We start from the raw sequence: 23,694 nt of genomic DNA, 5'->3' as shown, positions 1-23,694 counted from the left end.
TGAGCCATTGAACGTCCCCGCTAAATGTTTCCTCTCCTGTAATCGCGCTTACACTTGACAGAACTCATTCAGATCTCCCGGGGTAAGACAATCTACTTCCTATGGATGTGGCCTCTGTATTTACGTAATAGTCCCCGTGCAGTATCGGGCTTCTGTTTGTTAGGCAACATCACCCGGACTGAATCCGCCTCATATACAGTTTCTGTTCGTAAGCCCCCATATTTGCCGCCGACTTCCTTTAGATTCGCAGTCACCCACGACACCCTTGTCTTAAGCTAACACTTCCTACTGCAAGGCGTGTTCGGGACTTTAACCCTATAGTCGATTGCCATGCCCGGCGCACCTAAAAAAGCGGTCCGATCAATGATCAGCCCGCTTTGCTTATATATTACCAATCCGTTTAATAACCCGGATTCTGGTACATTTTAACAGGATCTAATTTCACCTCATCAAAAGGAATAGGAAAATACCTGTCTTTTAAGGTTACGTTAGCCAACTTAGCAATTCCATATGATGACTGTGGTTTAGCCTTTAAATAAGTAACCAACTCCGCAGCAGTAAAATTCCTGATCAAATCAAACCATCTTTGGTGTTCGAAAGCAAACTCTACCCTACGCTCGTGCAAAATAGCCAATTTTAAAGTCGGGAATTTAGCCGCATAAGTGGCGTCCGTTTTGGCTACAACGTATAATGGCATTCCGGCTCTTGCCCTAACCATATCTAAATATTGAATGGCCGCCACATCGTTGCCCTGCAACATGTTTACCTCGGCAAGCATTAAAATTACATCGGCATAGCGCATCAAAATCCAGTCGTTGCCTCCATAACCGTTTTTAGTGGCCAATTCACTCGCATCGCGGAATTTGGTAATAAACCAATCCTTTACCGTGGCATCGTTAGCGTATTTTACCGAGAAATCTTTCCTTAGATCGCTTGGTTCATACTCATTGATCAGGTCTAGCTTCACATTACCACCAATACCGGTTGATACTTTTAAAGAATTAATCAATTCGCCTTTTGCCTGGTTGTTTGCAGCAATACTCGAACTGTAATTCACATCACCTTGTTTATAGGATATCTGGAAAATCAACTCTTTACAACTCATTTTCTTCGCTACATCAAAAACATCAACATAAGGGATTTCAGATAAATTTCCAAAAGTTTTCATGTTGTAAGCTGCCAATAGATAAGTATTGGCATTAGTTAGGTTTTCGGCTTTATTTGCCGGTAACGTTGCCGCCATCGTTAAGTAAACCTTGCCCAAATAAGCATTAATTGCAGCTTTCGAAGTCCTCCCGATGTTTGCCGAGTTCTGAAAATTCGGCAGCGTACTGTTTAAACCGTCTTTTAAATCGGCTACAATTTGATTGTAAACATCCGCTTCAGGTGCGCGAAAAACAAAGGGCGTCACCTCTTCATTAGTTGATAATTGTTTCGTTACCAACGGTACCGCACCCCACTTCCGTACCAGCTCGAAATACATAATTGCCCTTATGAATTTAGCTTCTGCAGCGTAATTTGCCTTATTAGCCTGAGTGGTAAAATTCGCTTTATCAATGTTGGATAAAATAAAATTGGTTCTGGTTATCGCATTGTAAAGGGCTAACCAATGGGCTTTCAGATAGGAATTACTTGGCAGCAGGGAAAAATCGTTAAACTGAAAAGGTTCACCCGCATTACTCTGGTTATCATTTCTTCCCGCATCGTCAGAGCGTTCATCGGTAAATAAACCACTGTTCTCACCCATAGTGTTGCTGCTTCTCAACGATTGATAAGCACCATTTACGGCCAGTAAAACATCATTTTCTGTTTTAAAATAATTTTCAGGCGCTACTGCATTTGGATTCTTTTGATCCAGAAAATCCTTTTTACAAGCACCAAGGCCAACCACAACAACCAGGGCTAAAACGATATAAATATTTTTTCTCATGTTCTGAATTTTAAAAAGTTAATTTAATGCCAAGATTATAGGTTCTGGCTAGCGGATAGTTACCATAATCCACACCAGGAGTTAAATTGGCACCTCCGCTATAATCCACTTCAGGGTTATAACCTTTGTATTTAGTAACGGTAAATGCGTTATCTACACTGGCATAAACGCGGATATTATTTACTTTAAGCGTACTGGCAAGCGATTTTGGGAAAGTATAACCCATGGTGATGTTGGTACACCTGAAATAAGAACCATCCTGAATGTAGAAAGACGATAAACGGGTACTGTTACTTTGCGTACCTGCACGCGATGCGCGGTAGTTTAAGCCGCTACCGGGATTTGACTCGTTTCTGTAACGGTCGGCTACTTCGACATACTGATTTCCCGAACCTTCAAAGTTATACAGGTAATAATCCTGACCATCCAACACCTGGTTTCCGTACGATCCATTGAAAGATGCCCTTAAATCGAACGTTTTGTAAGAGGTGTTTAAAGCAAAACCATAGGTGAATTTAGGGTACGGGGTACCGATTACCGTTTTATCCGCGTCATTTACAATGCCGTTACCATCCGTATCTTGAAAATATAAATCACCGATTTTAGCCGGGTTCGTAGCAGATGCCGATGGGGCAACCTTACCTAAATTATCGGCAGTAATTCTACCCAAAGCCTTAAATCCGTAGAACATCCCTACAGGCTGACCTTCTTGTGTAATGTGTGTTAAATACGAACGTTCTGCACCATTGGTTAAAATGGTACTCGCACCACCCATATTTAATACTTTGTTGCGGTTAACGGCAATATTACCGCTAAAACCAAGATTGAAGTCTTCTTTCTGAATAATCCTGCCATCTACCTGAATGTCAAAACCCTTATTTCGGATTTTGCTATCAGCCAGATTGGTCAGTATAGATGAGGTACCTGAAATTCCGGAAACCGGCTGATTGAACAACAGGTTGTAAGAATAACTCAGGTAATAATTGGCGATAATGGATACACGGTTGCGGAACAAGCTGATATCGGTACCAAAGTTGTATTGAGATGTAGATTCCCAGCCTAATTTCGGATCCTGGATCGCATTTGGCCAGATAGCAGTAGATATGGCACTACCGAATACAGCACCATTTGGCGCACTCATTTCCTGCTGTGTCCTGTAATTCGGAATATTATTGTTTCCACTTAAACCCCAGCTTGCCCTTAACTTAACGGTTGATTGTTCGCCAAGAAAACTGTTGTAGAAATCTTCTTCTGATAGATTCCATCCTGCGGCTACCGAAGGGAAATTACCATATTTATTCAACGGACCAAACCTTGATGATCCATCACGGCGGAATGAACCTGTCAGAAAATATTTTCCCGCATAATTATAACTGAAACGGCCAAAATAAGATAGTAATGTATTTGTAGATTTTGCCGCATTATCCAAAGTAAAGAAACTGGCATCGGCACCTTTATCGGTAATTTCACCAATATTATCATTCTGAAAACCTTTGGCAGAAACGCGCAGTAAATCGCTGGTTGTTTTTTGCGCAGAATATCCTCCAAGCACATCAATTTTATGTTTGCCAAAGGTTTTATTGTAGTTTAGGGTAAATTCGCCAAGCTGATCAACCTGGCTAAGGGTTTGCGCAATTGCATTCGCCGCCGTTATTGCAGCTGTAGAATAAGGTGGGTTGTTACCATTACTTAAGCTGGTTGGCAGATAAAAATCATATTTTTCATTGTAAGTCTGTGTACCCAAATTGGCTTTAAAATCCAGTCCATCCAATATGTTATAAGTGGCGTTAGCATTATAGGTACTTCTAGCCCCTTTTCTGGTAATTTTTACCTGTTCAACTGTAGCTAAAGGATTCTCAGGATTCTGTATCCCATACTGAGAAGCTAAAGCCCCCATGCCAAACTGGATCGGGTTTCCATTGGCATCTCTTGCTGGCAGATAAGGCAAATAAATTAATGCCGACATCATCGGGCTTAAGTTATAACGCCCTTCCTGTACCTCTCGGTTATCGTTTTTTGTGTAAGCAATGTTTGCGCCAACACGTAAGCGTTCGCTCACCTTACCATCAATATTCCCCCTGAAGTTGGTTACTTTTTGGTTGGTGTTGGTTACAATACCATCGTTGTTCTGGTAGCCACCGCTTAAAAAGTATTTTACGTCTTTGGTACCGCCAGAAAATGAAAGGTTATGGCGTTGGAAAGCTGCATTGCGATAGAGTTCATCCTGCCAGTCGGTATTATAAGCCGCAGGGATAGCCTGTTGTGTGCTGAAATTATAAAGATCGGCCGGAATGCTTACACTACTTCCATTGCCCACATTGACAATACGGGTAGTATTATTATCACTGAACATCGCATCGTTCCAGGTTTTGCCCGAGTTTACCCACAAATCTTTATAGGCATTGTTACGTCCGTCGATTAAAAGCTGTATAAACTGGTTGGCATCCAATAATTTTACTTTTTTGGCCAATTGAGAAATACCGCCCTGAACATCGTATTCAAACTTCCCTTTTCCATCCGTACCTCTTTTGGTGGTGATTAACACGACCCCACCCGATGCTCTAGAACCATAAATGGCAGCAGAAGCCGCATCCTTCAAAATGTCGATGGTTTCGATATCCTCCGGATTGATGGATACGTTGTTTCCTGCCGGATAACCATCAATTACATATAAGGGATCAGAACTGGCGTTAATCGAACCGACACCCCTCACCCTGATTTTGGTACCCGAATATGGCGCACCGCTGGTTTGAGATACCTGCACACCGGCAACCTTACCAACCAATGCCTGGCCAACACTAGGAGAAGTTAAATTCATTTCGCTGGCTTTAACACTGCTGATGGCACCTGTTAAATCCGATTTTCTGATTTTCTGGTAACCAATAGCCACGACCTCATTTAGGGTGTTGCTGCTTTCTTTTAAAGTGACATTAATATTGGAGCGGCCGTTAACCGTAACTTCCTGATTATCGTAACCGATATAAGAAAACACCAAAATTGCACCTTCTTCTACATTAATGGAGTATTTACCATTGGGATCGGTAACGGTTGTTTTTTTCGTCTTCTTTTCGAAAACACTTACACCTGGTAAGGGTTGGTTATTTTGATCGGTAACTGTTCCGCTTACCGTGGCAAATGCTTTATGTTGCAAGCCCGACGCAGTTACTTCATGATTAATCGCTGTTGCACTGGAATTACAGATGGCTAATAGGCCTAAAGGCAAAAGCAATTTCCGGCAAGCACTTTTTATACTTGCGGTTAAAAAAAATGATGTCATCTTTTTGTTCTTAGTAATGGTTTTGAAATATAATTGGGGTTTTGTTTTAAGTAGAAGCGTAGATTTTCACATTTACATAGGCTTATCCTTTAAGGTTAACAAGTAATTTTTGAGCGTTCTACAGCGGCAAAAGTAGGAGTGTACTTTTAACACTATGTATCTATTATGTTAACTTTATACACCAATTTGGACTTGCACTTTAAATTAATATTAACACATTACATATATGATAAATCGTTTTAACAACCATCAAGCATAACATCCTGTTAATGTTTCTTTAATGGCCAATCTTTAAATTTGCTTCCAAAACTTTGATGAAACCCCTTTATACCTTCTTTGTGTTCTGCCTTTTTTGGCAAGGCTTATCTGCACAAGATTTAACCAGCCAGTCTTATCAGTTAATTAAGACCAGGAACGAAGTACAATACAAAAATTATTACCTGCTTACACTTTTTCAGCAATTGCCCGAACTGCGCAAAATGCTTAACACAGATACGGCGTTCAGCAACCTCTATAAATCAAAAACGGCGCAAGTAAATGAAGCGGTAAAAACCTGCAAAACAGATATTAGCTGTTACGCAAAAGCCTTAAAATTCAACAATGAGGAAATAGCCCATATTGGAAACCGTTTAGCACTGCTTTATACAGAAAACAATGCATTGGGAAATTTGGTAAAAAATCATCTTATCCCCTCAGGTTGTTATGCCATGTTTGCCAAAGAACAACACAAAACCCTTTTAATTAAAGCATGGGAACAAGATGCCCATGCCGTAAATTATGCAATTGGGGTTTACGTAGAAGGTAACAAGCCAAATTACCCGAAAATAGATTCGATCAGTTTTAGTTTAACAGATAAAGCGTTTGCAGAGCTCACATCGGCCAGTGCATTGTTAGCCTTGCAGGGCAATACTAAGCTCTTTTTCGAACCTGCCATGTTATTTGCATTGGAGGCTTTAGAACTGAACGAACGCAGGGAGGCCGCCGATTACGAGCCGATGGCCAAAGGCATAAACCTTGCCGCCATTAACCAGATCAAAAAAACAGATTGGAAAAAATATCCTTACAGCGTAATCCTGGTTCCTGGTGCTGGTCCGGAAGAAAAAGACGTTGCGCTAAGTGCTGGAGGAATGATCCGTTGCAGGTTAGCGGCTTTGCAATATCAGAAAGGCATGGCGCCATTTATCGTGGTTTCGGGTGGACGTGTACATCCCTACAAAACCAAATTCAGCGAAGCCTATGAAATGAAGAAATTCCTGATAGAAGTGCTTCAGATATCCGAAAGTGCCATTATTATGGAACCGCATGCCCGCCATACGACCACCAACCTGCGCAACTGTGCAAGGCTGATGTTTAGGTACGGCATGCCTTTAGATAAACCCGGTTTAGCCTGTACCGTAAAATCGCAGAGCTATAACATTACCAATCTACTCCCCGAGCGTTGCAAAAAAGAACTCGGCTACTATCCTTATAAAAACGGAAAACGTTTGAGTGATACCGAATCGGAATTCTACTTAAATACCACATCCCTACAAATTGATTTTGATGAACCTTTAGATCCTTAGTTTATGAAAACATTAAATCCTATTTTAGTATTGATCGTGATGTTTTTTGTAGCCAGATACAATAAAACCGATGGAAAGATTACAAAAACGATTACAATTGATTCGTTGGGTGCCTGTCAGGGTATTTCTTACCAGAATGGAAAGTATTTCCTGTACGGCGATAGAGAAGTGGGTGTAATGCGCGAATATCAGCTCCAGAAAGACTCGTTGATTTATCAGCATAAGGAATACAAGTTCACCGTTAAAGGCGAAAATATAATCAAACATCCCACTGGGATTGCCTATCACAAAGGCTTACCAACTTTTGTGGGCAATTCGGTAAAGCAAAATGCAGCAGGCACCGTTTGGAAAGCGGTAATTAACTGCATCAACTGGGAAGGCTTTTTAAAGACGAAAACATTGGACGGAAATTTGGTAAAATCTATTGAAGATGATGCCTGTATCCAGGGTACACGGCCCGAGTATGTAAATTACAAAGGCAAATGGTTTGTAGCAACAGCCGATTATGGTAATAAAGCCAATGAAGTACGATTGTATAACCCAATAGCTTTATCAAAAGCCAGCAAAACAAGTGAAAAGGGAATCCTCTTTAAAAAATTCACCTGCTCGCCATGGGTACAGAACTTACATTACATTGCGGCTAAAGGTATACTCGTTTTAATCCAGAACCAGATTGAAGGACGTAAATGGAGACTGACCTTTCTTGATCTGGAAAAATCGCTTGCCAGCGGGCAGGAATCTGTTATTAAAGTTATAGACACCGATAAACCGGATGAACTGGAAGGTTTTACCTTTACCGATAAGGCCGATCAAGGTATCGCCGTAAGTTCTTCAAAAAAAAACAATGTAAGTTTTATGGATTTTGCGTTTAGCGGGTAGCGTCTGGTGCTAAGCTCAACAATAAATAACATGTCGTCTATCGGTTGGTGTCTCACCGACCAACATTATATATTCAAAATTAGGAAATGGAGGGCTTATCCTATCGGTTGGTGTCTCACCGACCGAAACGGAATTGTTTGTATTAGGAAACGAATGGCTTGTGGTTCTTGGCGGTTTGCAGCCCCGCCATTCGCTATAGTCCCGATGGAACCTGTGAAACAAGCAAGCACACCATAAAAAAATAAAAAAACAGTGCTTAAATCGGGAGCTGCCGCTACTGTCGGGTTTATAAGCTACGGGTTGTGCAACCTCAAAAATGAAAAACTGAGTTAGCCATTTAGCCCCGGTTGAAGCGTTACCCCAATGTCATTAAGTTAAGTACTATGCCGTTGTCAGTCTGAGCTTGTCGAAGACCTTTCTATAGTCGAAAACGAAAAAACATTTGTCCTTCGACAGGCTCTCCGTAGGAGTCCTTTGGACAGGATGACAATGTTTTTTGTTTTCTCCTTAACTTAATGACATTGAGCGTTACCCTGCAGCAACGAGGAAGCGAAGCGTAAAAGCGGAAGACGGGAAGAAATTTAGTGTATTGCAGAAGCCTTGCGCTCCAAAACATTAGAGCTTGCAGTTGCCAAAATTTGTCAGTCTGAGCGTAGTCGACGACCCCTGGATGCGTTTAACCATGTGAGGAATATAAGATCATATAAGTTTAGTATGTTACCTGCTGGCAAAGATACTAACAGCTCCCCTTCTTTACTTTCCTTTTACACATCTTCGCCATATCTTTATTAATCAAAAAAAGGAAAATATATGAATACTGAAAAAGCCATTCTTGCAGGCGGCTGCTTTTGGGGAGTAGAAGAACTGCTCCGTCATTACCCAGGCATTACCTCAACAGTTGTTGGATACACTGGTGGTGATGTTCCCAATGCCACTTACCAGAACCATGGCACACATGCCGAAGCCATTGAAGTTACCTTTGATCCAACTGTTTTAACCTACCGTAAATTATTAGAATATTTCTTCCAGATCCACGATCCGAGCACACGCAACAGGCAGGGAAATGATGTAGGTACATCGTACCGCTCAGCTATTTTTTTCAATAGTGAAGAACAGAAAAATACCGCAAATGCATTAATTACCGAGTTAGATGCGTCTGGCAAATGGCCTGGCAAAATTGTAACCGAGGTAGTACCGGAAACCGATTTCTGGAATGCTGAAGAAGAACACCAGGATTATTTACAGAAAAACCCTTACGGTTATACCTGCCACTTCGAAAGACCAGATTGGAAATTATAAATAATATGGTCATTTCGATCGCAGTGCTCCAAAAGAGCTCCTGTGGAGGAGAAATCCTTAATGTACGTATAAAAACAAATGGTCTGTGAGGACACAGACCATGGAAGCAAATTATATAAAAAGGCAATTTCTAATCGAAATTGCCTTTTTGTTTAAAATGAGATCATCACTGATCACTAATCATCATCGTCTTTTTTCTTCTTCTCCAAAATCACAAAAGCACTCCGTTTTGGCGCAGGCATTACCGATTGCTCTCCTTTAACCGATTTCCATACCACTTCATTCAGATCTAAATCTGGTGCCGAATCTTCTTTGGCAAAATTGAACAGTTCAGAGCGTCTACTGCTCTCATTCACCGCTACATTCCGCGTATCTAAGTCAATAAGCGGCTGAATCACATTATAAGGTGTAAAATCGGGCGTAGCCGTAAAACATTCATACAGTGGCATGGCTGCAGCATCGTACTGGCTCATTGGCGGCAAACCTAAAATAAGTTCCATTGTTCTTAAAAATCCGGAAGTAGAATACATCGTATGAACAGGCGTATTCCGCTTAACATAAGGGCCAACCACATATGCTGGCGAACGGTGTGCATCAACATGATCGGGGCCATTCTGTGCATCATCTTCCAAAATAAAAACAACTGATTCTTTCCAGATTGAGCTATGCGATAGATGCTCTAAAATACGGCCCACAGCTAAATCGTTATCAGCAACTGCTGCTTGTGGAGAGTATTTACCTTTCTTTTGTCCGCTGGTGTGGTCGTTAGATATTCTTAAAGTATTAAACTGTGGTACAACACCTGCAACCAGTAACGAATCGAAATCATGCTGCCAGGCATCTACCCGCACCTGATCTTTAATATCCATATCAAAACCCGGTGAAGCAGCGCACATATGGCCCTGTAGCGATTTAATATTCGCTTTCCCATAATCGCCAAACTCACCATAACTGCGGTAGCTTACCCCTGCCCTTTGGCAGTAATCCCAGATAAAACCACCTTTTGGGTAAGTAACCGGCCTGCCGCCTTCGAAGGTGGTACTTCCGCCGCGCGCACCATAACTGGTAGGCCAGGTTTTCTCAACTACATCTGTGGCGTAAGCAGCCATGCTCCAGTTGTGTCCATCGGCACTTACCTCTGCATCAACATAAAAATTATCAAGCAGTACATAGTTTTCGGCAAAGGCATGCTGGTTAGGTGTAATTTTTCTGCCGAAAAGTGTTAATGTAGAATCGCCGTTTCCTTTTGGCAGATCGCCAAGCACCTGATCGTAGGTTCTATTTTCTTTAATGATATAAAAAACATGCTTAATTGGCGATTTTTCGCCCTGTTTACGCGGAATAGGATTTCCGGCTTCACCATCGGCCATAATAGTCCGCTTATCAGTAAAGGGCGTATTGGCATAAACCTGTTTGGTATATGCTTTTAACTGCTCAGGTTTTGGTGCATCAATAAAAGATAAGGTTCCTTTAAACAAACCGGCAATATACTGCAGCCGGCTATTGGCCGTACTGCCCATGTGGTAACCGCTATTGTCGACTTTAGAAATCGGTTGTGGTCCCTGAGGGTTAGCCATAGGTGTATTGCCCTTACCATTGGTAACCAAAATTTTCGATCCCAAAACCTTAACACTTGTGGGGTACCAGCCTACCGGGATAAAACCCTGACTTAAACTTAATCCAGGTTTGCTCACATCAAAAACTGCCAAACAGTTGTTATCTGCATTGGCGATATACAAAGTCTTCTCGTTGGTACTTAAAGCTAAACCATTGGTGGTAGAACCCGTTAACTGCGTGGCATAAAGGGTAGTGGCAATGGTTTCGATTACCTTATTATTCGAAGTATTGATTACCGAAACAGTATTATCGTTCGCATTGGCTACGAATAAAATATTTCCTTTTTTATTAAGCAATAGTTCATTTGGGTGATCGTCAACAGTAATGCACTGTAAGATGCTTTCTGAAACTAAATCGATAACTGCAACAGATTTTCCACCCCAGAGTGAAACGTATAATTTACTTTCATCTGCAGATAAAACACAACTGTAGGCAATCGCAGGAAGCGGGATTTTTTTCAGGATCTGCTTTTCTGTTGGATTGATGATGTATAAACTGCTATCCTCTTTGGTTACGGTATATAATTTACTATTGTTTTTGTTTACCACAATCCCCGCCGGACTGATCTTTCCTTTTGGCCAGATGGGGCCGAGTTTAATCGTATCACTTTTGGCAAGTTTACCATTCTGGATATTAAAATCTAAAATCCAGTTGTCGTTACCACCTGAAGCATACAAGTGTTTTTCGTCTTTACTTAAAGCAATTCCATACCACGATTTGCTCAGCACTTTTTCATCGATAATCTTTTCTGTTTTAGCATCAAGCAATTGCAGCGACTGGGTACTTTGTCCGTTGTTGGTAATGGCAAGATATTTACCCGAGGCGCTGAGCTGCATATTTAAAGGCAAATCGCCCAATTGCAGCGAATGTCCTGCCGGACTCAGTTTCCACCCATTAGGCAATAAAATCTGCTGGGTACTTTCGTTTTTGCCAGGCCATTGTGCAAATCCTTTTTGGATGAACAGGAAACTGAATAATATAAATATATATGATTTTTTCATTTTCTTAAATTGATTTAGCAACACCTTAGCGATGAAGATTAAAATTAACCAGGGCCCTGATGGTATAACCATTACCAGATGCTACGGAACCGATTTCGCGGATAGCCTCTGATGGGATTGCCTGACTACGGGTTGCATAAAAAACGGGCCCACCAGAAAGAGAGAACGAAAGTTTCGAATGGTTTGGTTCCAGATTGATTGATGGCCCGATCATTACCTTTGCACCACCTTCTGCCTCGTCTTTTTCCCAAAAGCCTTCTAAATCTTGACCTAAGGCTTCGAAGCCAAGGTATAAAACATTAGAAACACGATGCTGATAGCCAAAACTGCTTATAAAATCGAGCTTATCCCTTGTTTTATCAAAAGCTTTTTCGAAACGAAGGTTACCCGCCATTCTCCAGTTTGTCTGATCAAAGGAAGCGGTAATCCGGCTAATCGCCGAACCTATGTTCGACCAATCTCTGCTTAAGCCTAAACCAGCACCTAACCTAAAGCCAGTTATGCCTTTACCGCCCAGTAAATCCCTGATCACTTCAGCCTGTTGCGCAGAGGTTATACCTCCTGAATTGGCAAAACCGATTGCTGCAGTGGCATACAAGGTTAACCTGCTACCTAAGTATCCTTTAACACCAAATTGTTGCCCTAAGCCATCATAACCGAACTGTCCATTGGTTCTTTCGCCATAACTTCCTGAATAATGGATATTCCAACGAGGATTTTCTGCGGTTAAGGTATTCAGCGAAAACAGAAAGGGCTGAGCGGCATCAGTTCCTGTTTTGATTTCAAGCTTGGCTTCATTTATTTTCTGTGCGGCACAGCTTAAAACGGTACCAGCAAAAATGAGCATCAAAATTGTCTTTTTCATTGCGATGATCTATCAATTAAAATTTGGTTTCATTTAATAATGGCGATTGACTTGCATTTACCTGATAAGTCTGGATCTTATCATTTTCATCAACCTCTACAATCCGGTAACCTTTATAGGCCGTACCCCAGTTTCCACCGATGTGTGCGTCGAAAAAGTGTGGTAGCTTATCGGTATAAAAAACAGCATCTAGACTATGGTCATGCCCATGGAATACCGCTTTTACATTCGTATAACTGTGCAGCAGTTTAATCGTATCCGGACATTCTATAAAAGGGCTTTCGGGCACCCAGAAATGAGGGGGAATATGCAACACCACAAAAACAGTTTTCAGGTTTTTAAACTTATCGAGTTCCTGCTTTAAAAAATCGTTGTTAGGGCATAAATAAGTGCCTTTGGTATCAGAAGTATTGGCCAAAACAAAACCTACTCCATTTTTTTCGAAAGAAAAGTTATCCTCATAGCCAAAAACCGATTTCCAGATCTTTGCATCGGCATGGTCATGGTTGCCCGGGATCGCATAAAAGGGAACTTTGAGTTTATCGTAATATTCCTTTTTTACTTCTGATAAGAGTTCCGGGCGATCGTGTACGAGATCCCCATTAATGATCACAAAATTGAGTGGATTTTTATCATGTGATTCATTTAACCACTTCACAATATTCTCGTGGTGCAGTTTGTACTCCGTTCCAGGCTGGCCATAATGTCCATCGGACGCGATGGCAAAACGTAATTTTGGTGCTTTGCCCGGTCTGGCAGGTGCCGTGTGTTCTTCTGCAAATGAAGACAGAACCGGCGAAATACTGGCCACTACAGCGGCAGCCAAACTATTTTTCAAAAAAAATCGTCTGTTAGACATAAGGATGGGATATGTTTTGTATCAAAGCCCAATATTAGCTTGGTTAGGCTTCTTAAACATAAATTTAATGTTATGATTAGGTTAACCAAAGCATATCTGTGTATCAATTTTATAACAGAAAGATTCAACGATTGCTATGTTGAGATCATTTAACTACGTATCATGAGTCTTCGACAAGCTCAGACTGACAGTTAAAAAAGGATTTATTTTTTTGTAGAATACAAAAGCATATGTCATCCTGAGCCTGTCGAAGGACCTTTAATAGATCATTTAAGAAGTTCTTCCTATGTAGTAAACCCTAAAAATAATAACCGCCTGTTTTATGACCATACAAGCTTATTCCCCGGTCTGTGTCCTCACAGAACGAAAGCAAATATTCTTTTTATAATGAATACTTGATAAAAGCCAGCTTGAAGGTCTGTGAGGACATAGACCTTAGAGAAAGATAATAAATCAAGCGCACCTGTTCCGTGCTTTCCGTGTTTCCGTGGCAAAAAAACAAACTACCAATTCAGGAAACTTCCAAAAAACAAAAAGTCTGTGGGGACACAGACCTTAAATTAGTGATTGAAACGACCGAAACCTTGCGCCCAGTTTTTCATTGCTATTGCTACTAAAGGAGAAAGATCCTTCATTGCATTCAGGATGACAAATCCCAAATCGGCCGTCATTTCGACTGGAACACAGTGGAATGGAGAAATCTTTGAACTATGTTAAAAGATCTCTCCTCCAAAGGAGTTCCTTTGGAACACTACGGAGATGACGATACTTGAAGGCCCATTCCCCGGTCTGTGTCCTCACAGAACGAAAACGATGATTTACAATGAAGAGCGAAACACAAGTCCGTGGGGACACAGGCCTTGGATTGGAATATTTATTAAAAAATGACGATTGCCTGCTTTATGACCAGGTAAGCTGCCAATGCGAACAAAAATATCGCTATCGATTTATTGATAATTAAACTGCTTAACGCAAACTTCTCCTGAATATAAGTTGCAAAATGCGCATATAAGTAAAGTGCGAGTGTAGAGCCAACACCAGAACCCAAACTAAAGATCACTAATGAAAGGTAATCCGTTTCAATCCATTGGTGCAAAATGACATAATTGCCAAAAAACAACCAGAATGGAATCTGAACAGGGTTTAAAACGCCCAAAATCAATCCGTATAAAACACTTCCGCTACGTTTATCCTCTTTGGTATTACTTGTTTTAGGCACTTTTTTCCGGTTTTTCCAGGTAATGGTACCCATCACCAAAAACATCACGATCATAAAACAATCGACTAAAGTGCTTAAACGCACTTCGCTTACCGCCTCGTTCGGATTGATATCGCTCATGGCCCAGCGGGCAAAACGCATCATCCCAAAGGTAAAAAACACTTCAACACAAGAGAAGGAAAGAATAAAGTACCATACCTGCCGCATGCCCTTGTTAATGGCAAGCTGTGCAACGGTGAGATTAATGTTGCCCGGAGGAATATAGCCCATGGCATTGAGAATGATGCCGATGAAAAACGTTAGAAAAAGCATTGCCGAAATTATGGATTTAAATTTAAATGCGATGCTAAATATTTTCCGGTGTACGATTTTTCCACCTTAACTAAATCTTCTGGTATACCTTCAAATACCACCTGACCGCCGCCATCGCCCCCTTCCGGGCCGATATCGATTACCCAATCGGCACATTTGATCATGTCCATATTGTGTTCAATTACCAAAATAGTGTTCCCTTGTTCAATCAAGGTATTCAGCGCCTTTAGCAGTTTTTTAATATCATGAAAATGCAGACCGGTTGTTGGCTCATCAAAAATAAACAGCGTTTTATTGGCATTGTTCCCTTTAATCAAAAACGAAGCGAGTTTAATACGCTGCGCCTCACCTCCCGATAAAGTATTAGAAGATTGACCTAAATGTACATAGCCCAAGCCTACATCAACCAATGGATTTAATTTATTGAGGATCTTTTGCTCATCCTTAAAAAATTCTACAGCCTCTTCAATAGTCATATCCAAAATTTCGGATACGTTTTTCTCTTTGTAGGTCACATCTAAAACCTGTTGCTTAAAACGTTTTCCGTTACAGGCTTCGCAAGGCAGGTAAATATCGGCCATAAACTGCATCTCGATCTTCACCTCACCCTCACCCTGACAAACATCGCAACGGCCACCTTCTACGTTGAAAGAGAATGCAGCTGGTTTTAAGCCCGCAGCTTTTGCCGATGCCAGACCCGAAAACAAGGCACGGATATCATCCCATGCCTTTACATAAGTAACCGGATTAGAACGGCTCGAACGGCCAATGGGATTCTGATCGACCATTTCTACAGCGCTTACCAGATCGTAATTACCAAAAATGCCATCATAAGCACCCGTTTGCTCACCAGCGTAGTTGCCAATTGCCTTTTGTAATGCAGGATATAAGATTTTTTTAACCAAACTGGTTTTACCCGATCCGGAAACACCACTTACGGCAGTAAAAACACCTAGCGGAAACTTCACATCAATATTCTGCAGATTGTTTTCCCTTGCTCCTTTAATCAGGACGTGATCTTTCCACTTACGGCGTTTATCCGGAATGGCAATTTTTTCTACTCCCGATAGGTAACGGCCTGTTAAGCTATTTTTATCTTTTAAAATCTCCTCGTAATTACCACTGAAAACCAAATTACCACCATGGGTACCGGCCTCAGGACCAATATCAATAATGTAATCGGCAGCACGCATCATTTCTTCTTCATGCTCTACCACCAAAACGGTATTGCCTACATTACGGAGCGAGATCAATACTTCGATCAGTTTATTGGTATCACGAGGGTGCAGACCGATGCTCGGTTCGTCCAAAACGTAAATAGAACCCACCAAACTACTTCCCAATGAAGTGGCCAGGTTAATCCTTTGCGATTCTCCACCCGAAAGCGTATTCGATAAACGGTTTAGGGTAAGGTAGCCCAACCCCACATTATTTAAATAAAGGAAACGGTTATCAATCTCTGCCAATAAACGTTTGGCAATTTTGGTATCGTTGGTGTTTAATTTCAACTCGTTAAAGAAAACCAGCGCTTTTGCCAATGGCATCAGCACCACATCGATAATCGATTTCTCAGCAATCTTTACATAAGATGCATCCTTACGCAAACGCGAACCTTTACAATCAGGACAGGTGGTTTTGCCCCGGTAACGTGATAACATTACGCGGTACTGAATTTTGTAGGTCTGCTCTTCCAGCTCTTTGAAAAAAGCATCAAGGCCTGCAAAATATTTATTTCCTGTCCAAAGCAAGCGTTGTTCTGTTTCTGTTAAGGCACTATAGGGCCGGTGAATCGGGAATTCGAATTTTGGTGCAGCTTTAATAAAATTCTGCAACCATACATTCATTTTTTCGCCGCGCCAGGGGGCAATGGCATTATCGTAAATACTTTTGCTCTTATCAGGAATAACCAGATCTTCATCAATGCCGATTACATTTCCATAACCTTCACAACGTTTACACGCACCATAAGGGTTATTGAAAGAGAAAAAGTTCGGCGTAGGTTCTTCAAATTTTATTCCATCCAGTTCAAACCGGTCGCTAAAATGTTTAGTTGTGCCCTGGGCTTCTACATAACAATCGCCTTTACCTTCAAAAAAAGCAGTCTGTGCCGAATCAGCCAATCTGCTTAATGTTTCTTCTTCCTGGTTGGTTACAATACGGTCGATCAGGATCTGAACTGTTTTATCATCCGTTAAGGCTTCATCCTTAAAGTCGGCATCATCTAAAACCGCTTCTATCTTTTCTATTTTATCGTTAATCAGAACGCGTAAAAATCCTTTCTGTAATAAAATAGCCAGTTCTTCCTTAATTGTACGGTTATTGTGCGGGTACAAAGGACAAAAAATAGTAACCGTTGTATCTTCAGGCATGGCATTTACATAATCAACCACCGTGCTTACCGAATCCTTTTTTACTTCTTTGCCCGAAACAGGCGAAATGGTTTTCCCGATACGCGAGAAAAGCAGTTTCAGGTAATCGTATATTTCAGTCGAGGTACCAACGGTAGAACGAGGGTTGGAAGTAATAACCTTTTGTTCGATGGCAATTGCCGGAGCAATACCTTTAATATAATCAACATCGGGTTTATTCATCCGGCCCATAAACTGGCGGGCATAAGAAGATAAACTTTCTACATATCGGCGTTGCCCCTCTGCATATAAAGTATCAAACGCAAGCGAAGATTTCCCCGAACCAGACATACCTGTTACCACCACAAGTTTGTTTTTTGGAATGGCAACATCGATGTTTTTGAGGTTATGCACACGGGCACCTTTTATGATAATATTTTTATGCGGATCTTTTTCGGCCTCTTTTTTGCTCATGTATAGTAACGAATATAATGTATAACCCCAGAATGTTGTTAGGGTTTTAAGAACATACAAAAATAGGGTACTGAGACGGTTAATTTATTTTTTAACATTTTATTTTTTGCTTTTTGATAAAAAAATAACTTTCTTTGAACATTAACAACCTCAAAACCAAACTAACACACATCAAAAAACATAGGAGAGCAGCTATAGAAATTAAACATCTACAAATTAATTTTTAGCAAATAGTACGGGATTTAGTGTAGGTAAACCTATGAATTTACAATCATATAATGATCAGGACCTGGTAAAGGTATATATTGCCGGGAACGAGAATGGATTGCAGGAACTTTTAAGAAGACATAAAAGTAAAATTTATACCTCTATCTACTTATTGGTTAAAGACCAATATCTGGCGGAGGATATTTTTCAGGATGCTTTTATAAAAGTAATTAATACCCTGCGATCGGGAAGATATAACGAAGAAGGCAAGTTTTTGCCTTGGGTAATGCGTATTGCCCATAACCTGGTTATTGATTATTTCAGAAAAGAAAAGAGAACACCAATCATCACCAGTGCCGATGGAATGGATGTATTCAATATGCTACACTTTTATGATGAGAGCGCAGAAGATAAAATGCTTCGCGACCAGACCCATAAAGATTTAAAAGCGATGATCCATTTATTGCCTGATGAACAGAAAGAAGTGCTCCTAATGCGCCATTACGCTGATTTAAGCTTTAAAGAGATCGCAGATTTAACCGATGTAAGCATCAATACAGCGTTAGGCCGTATGCGTTATGCATTGAGTAATTTGCGTAAAATGCTTAAAACAAAGGAGATGACCTACAAAGGGTAGTAAAATTGTTACATAAAATTTTTTAGGGGTTGAAATAAAGCATCTGAACTATCGTTAAGTTTATAAAACTTATCACATTTTTTGCTTATGACAAAAACCTCTACATCAAAAACAAATGTAAATTTACCTACACCTAACATGTTTCAGCCTAGAACTGATATTGAATCGGACGCAGAAATCGACTTATTTTATGATCAAATAAAAGGTAAGTTAGATAGACTGGCTAAAAATCCTCAAGATGAAACCATCAACAAGATTTTAGCTTACAGCAGCGCAAAGTAGGAAATCTTTACATGAGCCAAAAAAGCTTGTTCCACAGGGTGGGGCAAGCTTTTTTTATTTTATGAGTTCAATAGTTCATTCACTATTCGTTCATTGGTAACTGCAAACCGACTACCGGTTCATAGTTGATGGTACTTTATTATCTTATAACTACTTACATACATTATAAACTATTTGGACATCAACTATTTGACCATATACTATCGACTATCTGACCATCAACCCTATCCTACCTCTTCCATCATACATATGCATATAATGGCCTAATTTTTACAATCCCCTAAAGCAAAAAGCCTTACCTTTGCATAGTGTAAATTTAACACTAAGTACGCTATGAACAAGAACTTGTTCCCACTCACTTTAGGCGGTTTAGGCATCGGAATAACAGAATTTGTGATGATGGGTCTGCTACCCGATATCTCAAAAGATTTAGCAGTAACCATTCCGCAGGCAGGGCATCTAATTTCTGCATATGCTTTAGGTGTAGTAATCGGCGCACCCTTATTGATCATGATTGCCGGCAAATATCCACCAAAAATGATATTGATTGCTTTGATGATCATGTTCACTGTGTTTAATGCCTTCTCTGCATTCGCACCTACTTTTGATACCCTGTTTATTGCCCGATTGCTTTCTGGCCTGCCACATGGTGCATTTTTTGGCGTAGGATCGGTAGTGGCCAGCAGAATAGCCGAAAAGGGAAAAGCTGCTCAGGCGGTATCGCTTATGTTTATGGGCTTAACCATCGCCAATATTGTTGGGGTGCCATTGGGCACCTTTATCGGTCACAATTTTTCCTGGCGGATCTCTTTTGCCGTTGTCGTATTTGTTGGCCTTGTTACTTTGCTAAGTTTAAAATTATGGCTACCGGCGCTGGAAGCCACAAAAAACCGTGATTTAAAAGCAGAATTAAGTTTCTTCAAAAAAAGAGAAGCATGGATCATTATTTTTATGATCTCGATCGGAACGGGTGGACTATTTACCTGGTACAGTTATATCGCTCCCTTAATGACAGATGTTGCAGGCTTTTCGCCAAATGCAGTAACCTATATATTAATGCTGGCAGGTTTGGGCATGATGTTCGGCAATTATATTGGCGGCTTATTGGCCGATAAATTTTCACCAGCAAAAGCGTCTGCAGCCTTATTGCTCACCATGGTTGTTACTTTAACCATTGTTCACTTCGTATCAGCAAGTCAGCCACTGGCTTTAATTATGACTTTTGTTACCGGCGCCGTATCTTTTGCGCTGGCAGCTCCAATCCAGATGTTAATGATCCAGAGTGCCAAGGGCTCCGAAATGCTGGCTGCATCTGCAAGTCAGGCGAGTTTTAATATTGGCAATGCTTTAGGTGCATTCTTCGGCGGGCTTCCACTAGTTTATGGATTCGATTATACTTCGCCAGCCTATGTTGGTGCAGCTATGGCTTTGGTTGGTGCTTTTTTTGCTTTCTGGTTAATTAAAAGTAATCAGGACGTAACGGAACAGGTTAAAGTGCCAGCAACTTCCTTTCACTAAAAATATTCGTCATTGCGAACGAAGCAGCACTTTGTGATGGAGCGTAGTAATCTATATTGCTACTTTTTTTTAGAAAATGAAAGTTAGTGCAAGCAAAAATTTCAGTCCTGCTGTACACTGTAGCCTCGCAGAAAAAGCTCGGGCTGCCGTTCCCATCAGGTTTAAAACGAAAGGTCAGTGCGGTTAATTAAAAACCCTTCGCAATTCCTGAATGATTGGATGTGATAGTCCAAATCACTCACTCATTCAATCATTCAAAACTCAATCATTCAAAATCAGTTGCCAGTTAACTTTTTGAAGGAGATTGCTAATGATTAGATCAATAATTAAGCGTTAAGCCTGCGCCAAAACCCATATCACTATCATAGTGCGCAGAAATGCCCATGTATTTAGTGGTAATAAATTTAAGTCCGCCCATAAATTCTTTATCGCTGTTTACCATAAAGCTTGCCCTTAAGCGTTTAGAAATCGGTATATCTTCCCGCATTAACTGCAAACGGACATTACCATCGTGGTAAACTTCTGCCTGCGCTACTACCAACATGGGCAGCGTGTAGGCAAGCCCTACACTAAACATACTTCTTTTATCCTTAGTGCTTTTTTGGCCAAAAATATTGCTTTCCTGTTCGCCAGCTTCCTTTTTCCGGTAGCGCCAATCGAAGCCCACAAAAGGCATTAGCCACTGCATTCTATCTACATATCGGCCAATATGGGTTTCGGTTTCAAAGCCGTGCATTTTATTGTAACCTAAGCGCCATTCGGCACCAATGCTCCAGCGCGTATTTGCCAACATGGCCATACCGTCGTTTCCGTTACTGGCAAAATCGTTTTCGGCCATAAAATGAAACATCCTGTCATCGGCAAAAAGTTTTCGCTGCGCCAATTTAGGGTTTGGGATTTCGGGATTTAGCGGTGAGTTTTCATAACTAAAGATTTTACCCATTCCACTCATCATGTGGTATAAAATGTGGCAATGAAAAAACCAATCGCCACTTTCTGAAGCGCTAAACTCAATGGTATCGCGCTCCATGGGCATAATATCGAGTACATTTTTTAAAGGAGCGTAATCGCCCTGACCGTTAATTACCCTAAAATCGTGCCCATGCAAGTGCATAGGGTGCCGCATCATACTGTTGTTATATAAAATGATCCGCAGGTTTTCGCCTTTTTTGATGAGGATCTTATCTTCCTCAGAAATGGTTTTATTATCCAAAGTCCAAACATAACGGTTCATGTTGCCCGTTAACTGAAACTCCATTTCGCGGGTTGGCGCTTTAGGTAAAATCGTTTTTTCAGGCGAGCGTAACATATCATAATTTAATGTTGTCATGGAGCCTTTTGCACCTTTACTGCTATCCAGATTATGGGCTTTATGCGCATCAGCAACAATAGCATCTGTTCCCGCATCATCCAGCTCAGCATACATTACGGCATTCATATCCATCACCTGGTTCTGCATTTTCATGCCTTCCATCTGCACCAGATTACCATTCATATCCATCATTTCGTTCATCATTTTCATGCCTTCGAAATATTTCAATTTGGGCATTTTTTGAGCCGGCACTTTTTGCCCACTACCCAGCCATAAGGAAGCAGATTTGGTACGGTCTTCTGGGGTTACCAAAAACTCGAAGCTTTTATTTTCGGGGATGGTTACCATTACATCATAGGTTTCGGAAACAGCAATAATCAGCCTATCTACTTCTATGGGTGTTACATCGTTACCATCGCTGGCCACTACCGTTATTTTACCACCGGCATAAGTGAGCCAAAAATAGGTAGATGCCCCGCCGTTAGCAATTCGCAACCTTATCTTATCGCCTGCTTTGAGCTTGTTTGGTACCTGGTACTGATTTTTTCCATTTACTAAAAATGCTTCGTAGTACACATCACTCACATCCATGGCAGTCATCCGTTTCAGTTCGTTGGTGAGCTTGGTTTTAAAGTGCCCACCTTTTATGGCTTCGGCATAACTCTGCGTTGTACCTTTTTTTATCGCGAACCAATCATTGGCATTGTGTAATCGCCTGTCAACTTCGTGGGGCATCATATTTGCCCACTCACTTAAAACAACAGGCACTGTAGGTATAACAGGCTCTTTTCTTTTGTTTAAAATCATGGCACCGTACATTCCAATCTGCTCCTGTAAGCCCGAATGGCTATGGTACCAATGGGTACCGCTCTGTATAATTGGAAAACGGTAAACATGGGTTTTATTGGGCTCAATAGGCATTTGGGTTAAATAAGAAACCCCATCATATTGATTTGGCAAAAATAGCCCATGCCAATGCAACGAAGCTGACTCCTTAAGTCTGTTATGTACATGTATTTCTGCTGTATCGCCCTCGGTAAAAGTTAGTGTTGGCATAGGTATTTGCCCGTTAACCGCAATGGCTCTTTTAGGTTTCCCGCCAAAAGTTACCGTTGTATCGGCAACATATAAATCATAACGCACAACCCCTGGCGACTTTTTGTTGCCTAAAGTTTCCACATCACTAGCTTTGAGGGGAGCTTTTTTTGGGGCAGCTGCTTTTACCTCACTGTGCTGATGTTGGCCGAAAGCAAAAATACTGAGCAAAATACTAAGGCAACAAACTAAAATAAACTTCATTTTGTAGCGTATGTTTTATTTAAGCACCTCGGCAACCTTACCACAAGTTAACATTTTACTACCATAATACGGATTTTTTATCGCCTCGCTTTCACTTAACCAATAGCTTTTTTTCATCGGACAATAAGCATAATAAACAGGCTTTTCGTTGAGTTTTACCGCTTTTACCAAGGCATAAAAATCGGTTGACAAAGAAGTAAAATGATCTCTTTGATGTTCGATATCTTTACTTTCGGCGATGTGTTCGGCATCGAATAATATTTTATCGCGCAATACTTTCGAAGCGTTTGTTTTCTCGTTGGCTTTTATCGCATTAATTAATACAGCAGCCTTGGTGCCAGCCACGCTTGCATTGCTGCTAATTAAGGCATCTTTAACTTCGTAATATGCCTGCAAAGGGTTAACCGCTGCTGCTTTTTCCTGTGCGGAGGCACTGCCAACTACAATTAGTACAAGGACATTGATTGTCCAGAATTTAAATAATCTTTTCATTTTGTGTTAAGTTAAATGTTATCAACCTATTTCCTGATATCAGTTAGCGAGCTGTTTTTTTAATTTGCTTTGCAACCAGAACAGGGTTTTATTTATTACACAAAACTAGCGCTACGGCCTTTCTGGATGTTACACTTTTACCGAAAATGTTTATATAATTATCGCCCTACGGCCGGGCCACGGGTTTGGCGTTAAGCGGTTAGCGTGGATTGAGCGATTTAAACAAGGGCCTTCGTCTACGTTACCCTAAACAGATTCAAAGAAAGGTCGTCATTGCGAGGAGGAACGACGAAGCAATCTTTCAT

At 40.9% G+C, this 23,694-nt stretch carries 15 protein-coding genes; 6 read left to right on the top strand and 9 right to left on the bottom strand.

Going from position 1 to position 23,694, the window contains the following annotated elements; genetic code table 11:
* Nucleotides 1–400: 400 nt before the first annotated feature.
* The gene (locus tag AW17_RS20600; protein WP_029279612.1) at nucleotides 401–1,930 is read right to left on the bottom strand and encodes a RagB/SusD family nutrient uptake outer membrane protein; all 1,530 of its coding nucleotides are present in this window, start codon (nucleotides 1,928–1,930) and stop codon (nucleotides 401–403) included.
* 10 nt (nucleotides 1,931–1,940) lie between these two features.
* Complete coding sequence (locus AW17_RS20595; RefSeq protein ID WP_051692005.1) at nucleotides 1,941–5,207, bottom strand: SusC/RagA family TonB-linked outer membrane protein; 3,267 nt, start codon at nucleotides 5,205–5,207, stop codon at nucleotides 1,941–1,943.
* Between the two features lie 314 nt (nucleotides 5,208–5,521).
* Between AW17_RS20595 and AW17_RS20590 the strand changes: the two genes are divergently transcribed.
* From AW17_RS20590 to msrA, 3 genes are all read left to right on the top strand, one after another.
* Nucleotides 5,522–6,769: a YdcF family protein gene (locus AW17_RS20590; RefSeq protein WP_209444305.1), complete on the top strand. Its 1,248-nt coding sequence runs from the start codon at nucleotides 5,522–5,524 to the stop codon at nucleotides 6,767–6,769.
* 3 nt (nucleotides 6,770–6,772) lie between these two features.
* Nucleotides 6,773–7,648, top strand: a complete 876-nt coding sequence (locus AW17_RS20585) for a hypothetical protein (protein ID WP_029279606.1) — start codon at nucleotides 6,773–6,775, stop codon at nucleotides 7,646–7,648.
* An 810-nt stretch (nucleotides 7,649–8,458) separates the two neighbouring features.
* Entirely contained in the window at nucleotides 8,459–8,947 is a 489-nt protein-coding gene (msrA, locus tag AW17_RS20580) for a peptide-methionine (S)-S-oxide reductase MsrA (protein WP_029279604.1), read from the top strand.
* A gap of 176 nt (nucleotides 8,948–9,123) precedes the next feature.
* Here msrA and AW17_RS20575 read toward each other — a convergent pair whose 3' ends face one another.
* From AW17_RS20575 to uvrA, 5 genes are all read right to left on the bottom strand, one after another.
* Nucleotides 9,124–11,565, bottom strand: a complete 2,442-nt coding sequence (locus AW17_RS20575) for a bifunctional YncE family protein/alkaline phosphatase family protein (RefSeq protein WP_051692004.1) — start codon at nucleotides 11,563–11,565, stop codon at nucleotides 9,124–9,126.
* Between the two features lie 25 nt (nucleotides 11,566–11,590).
* Nucleotides 11,591–12,430 (bottom strand): hypothetical protein, encoded by an 840-nt coding sequence (locus AW17_RS20570; RefSeq protein ID WP_029279600.1) that lies wholly within the window; start codon nucleotides 12,428–12,430, stop codon nucleotides 11,591–11,593.
* Between the two features lie 16 nt (nucleotides 12,431–12,446).
* Entirely contained in the window at nucleotides 12,447–13,289 is an 843-nt protein-coding gene (locus tag AW17_RS20565; RefSeq protein WP_029279598.1) for a metallophosphoesterase family protein, read from the bottom strand.
* 877 nt (nucleotides 13,290–14,166) lie between these two features.
* Entirely contained in the window at nucleotides 14,167–14,820 is a 654-nt protein-coding gene (locus AW17_RS20560) for a LysE family transporter (protein ID WP_029279596.1), read from the bottom strand.
* 8 nt (nucleotides 14,821–14,828) lie between these two features.
* Complete coding sequence (gene uvrA, locus AW17_RS20555) at nucleotides 14,829–17,642, bottom strand: excinuclease ABC subunit UvrA (protein WP_029279594.1); 2,814 nt, start codon at nucleotides 17,640–17,642, stop codon at nucleotides 14,829–14,831.
* A gap of 259 nt (nucleotides 17,643–17,901) precedes the next feature.
* On the opposite strand from uvrA, the gene AW17_RS20550 reads away from it, so the two are divergent.
* From AW17_RS20550 to AW17_RS20540, 3 genes are all read left to right on the top strand, one after another.
* A complete protein-coding gene (locus tag AW17_RS20550) occupies nucleotides 17,902–18,486 on the top strand; it encodes an RNA polymerase sigma factor (RefSeq protein ID WP_029279592.1) in 585 nt (194 codons plus the stop codon).
* Between the two features lie 87 nt (nucleotides 18,487–18,573).
* Nucleotides 18,574–18,768, top strand: coding sequence for a hypothetical protein (locus AW17_RS20545; protein WP_029279590.1), 195 nt, complete (start codon nucleotides 18,574–18,576; stop codon nucleotides 18,766–18,768).
* 333 nt (nucleotides 18,769–19,101) lie between these two features.
* A complete protein-coding gene (locus AW17_RS20540) occupies nucleotides 19,102–20,286 on the top strand; it encodes an MFS transporter (RefSeq protein WP_029279588.1) in 1,185 nt (394 codons plus the stop codon).
* Nucleotides 20,287–20,605: 319 nt separating this feature from the next.
* Here the strand turns inward: AW17_RS20540 and AW17_RS20535 are convergent, their stop codons facing one another.
* Entirely contained in the window at nucleotides 20,606–22,897 is a 2,292-nt protein-coding gene (locus AW17_RS20535) for a multicopper oxidase domain-containing protein (RefSeq protein ID WP_083488790.1), read from the bottom strand.
* A 15-nt stretch (nucleotides 22,898–22,912) separates the two neighbouring features.
* Complete coding sequence (locus AW17_RS20530) at nucleotides 22,913–23,389, bottom strand: DUF3347 domain-containing protein (protein ID WP_051692003.1); 477 nt, start codon at nucleotides 23,387–23,389, stop codon at nucleotides 22,913–22,915.
* Between the last annotated feature and the right edge of the window lie 305 nt (nucleotides 23,390–23,694).

Source organism: Pedobacter borealis DSM 19626 (assembly GCF_000708285.2).
Taxonomy (GTDB): domain Bacteria; phylum Bacteroidota; class Bacteroidia; order Sphingobacteriales; family Sphingobacteriaceae; genus Pedobacter; species Pedobacter borealis.
The sequence above is the reverse complement of the archived record's forward strand: the minus strand, read 5'-3'. Positions and strand labels throughout refer to the sequence as shown.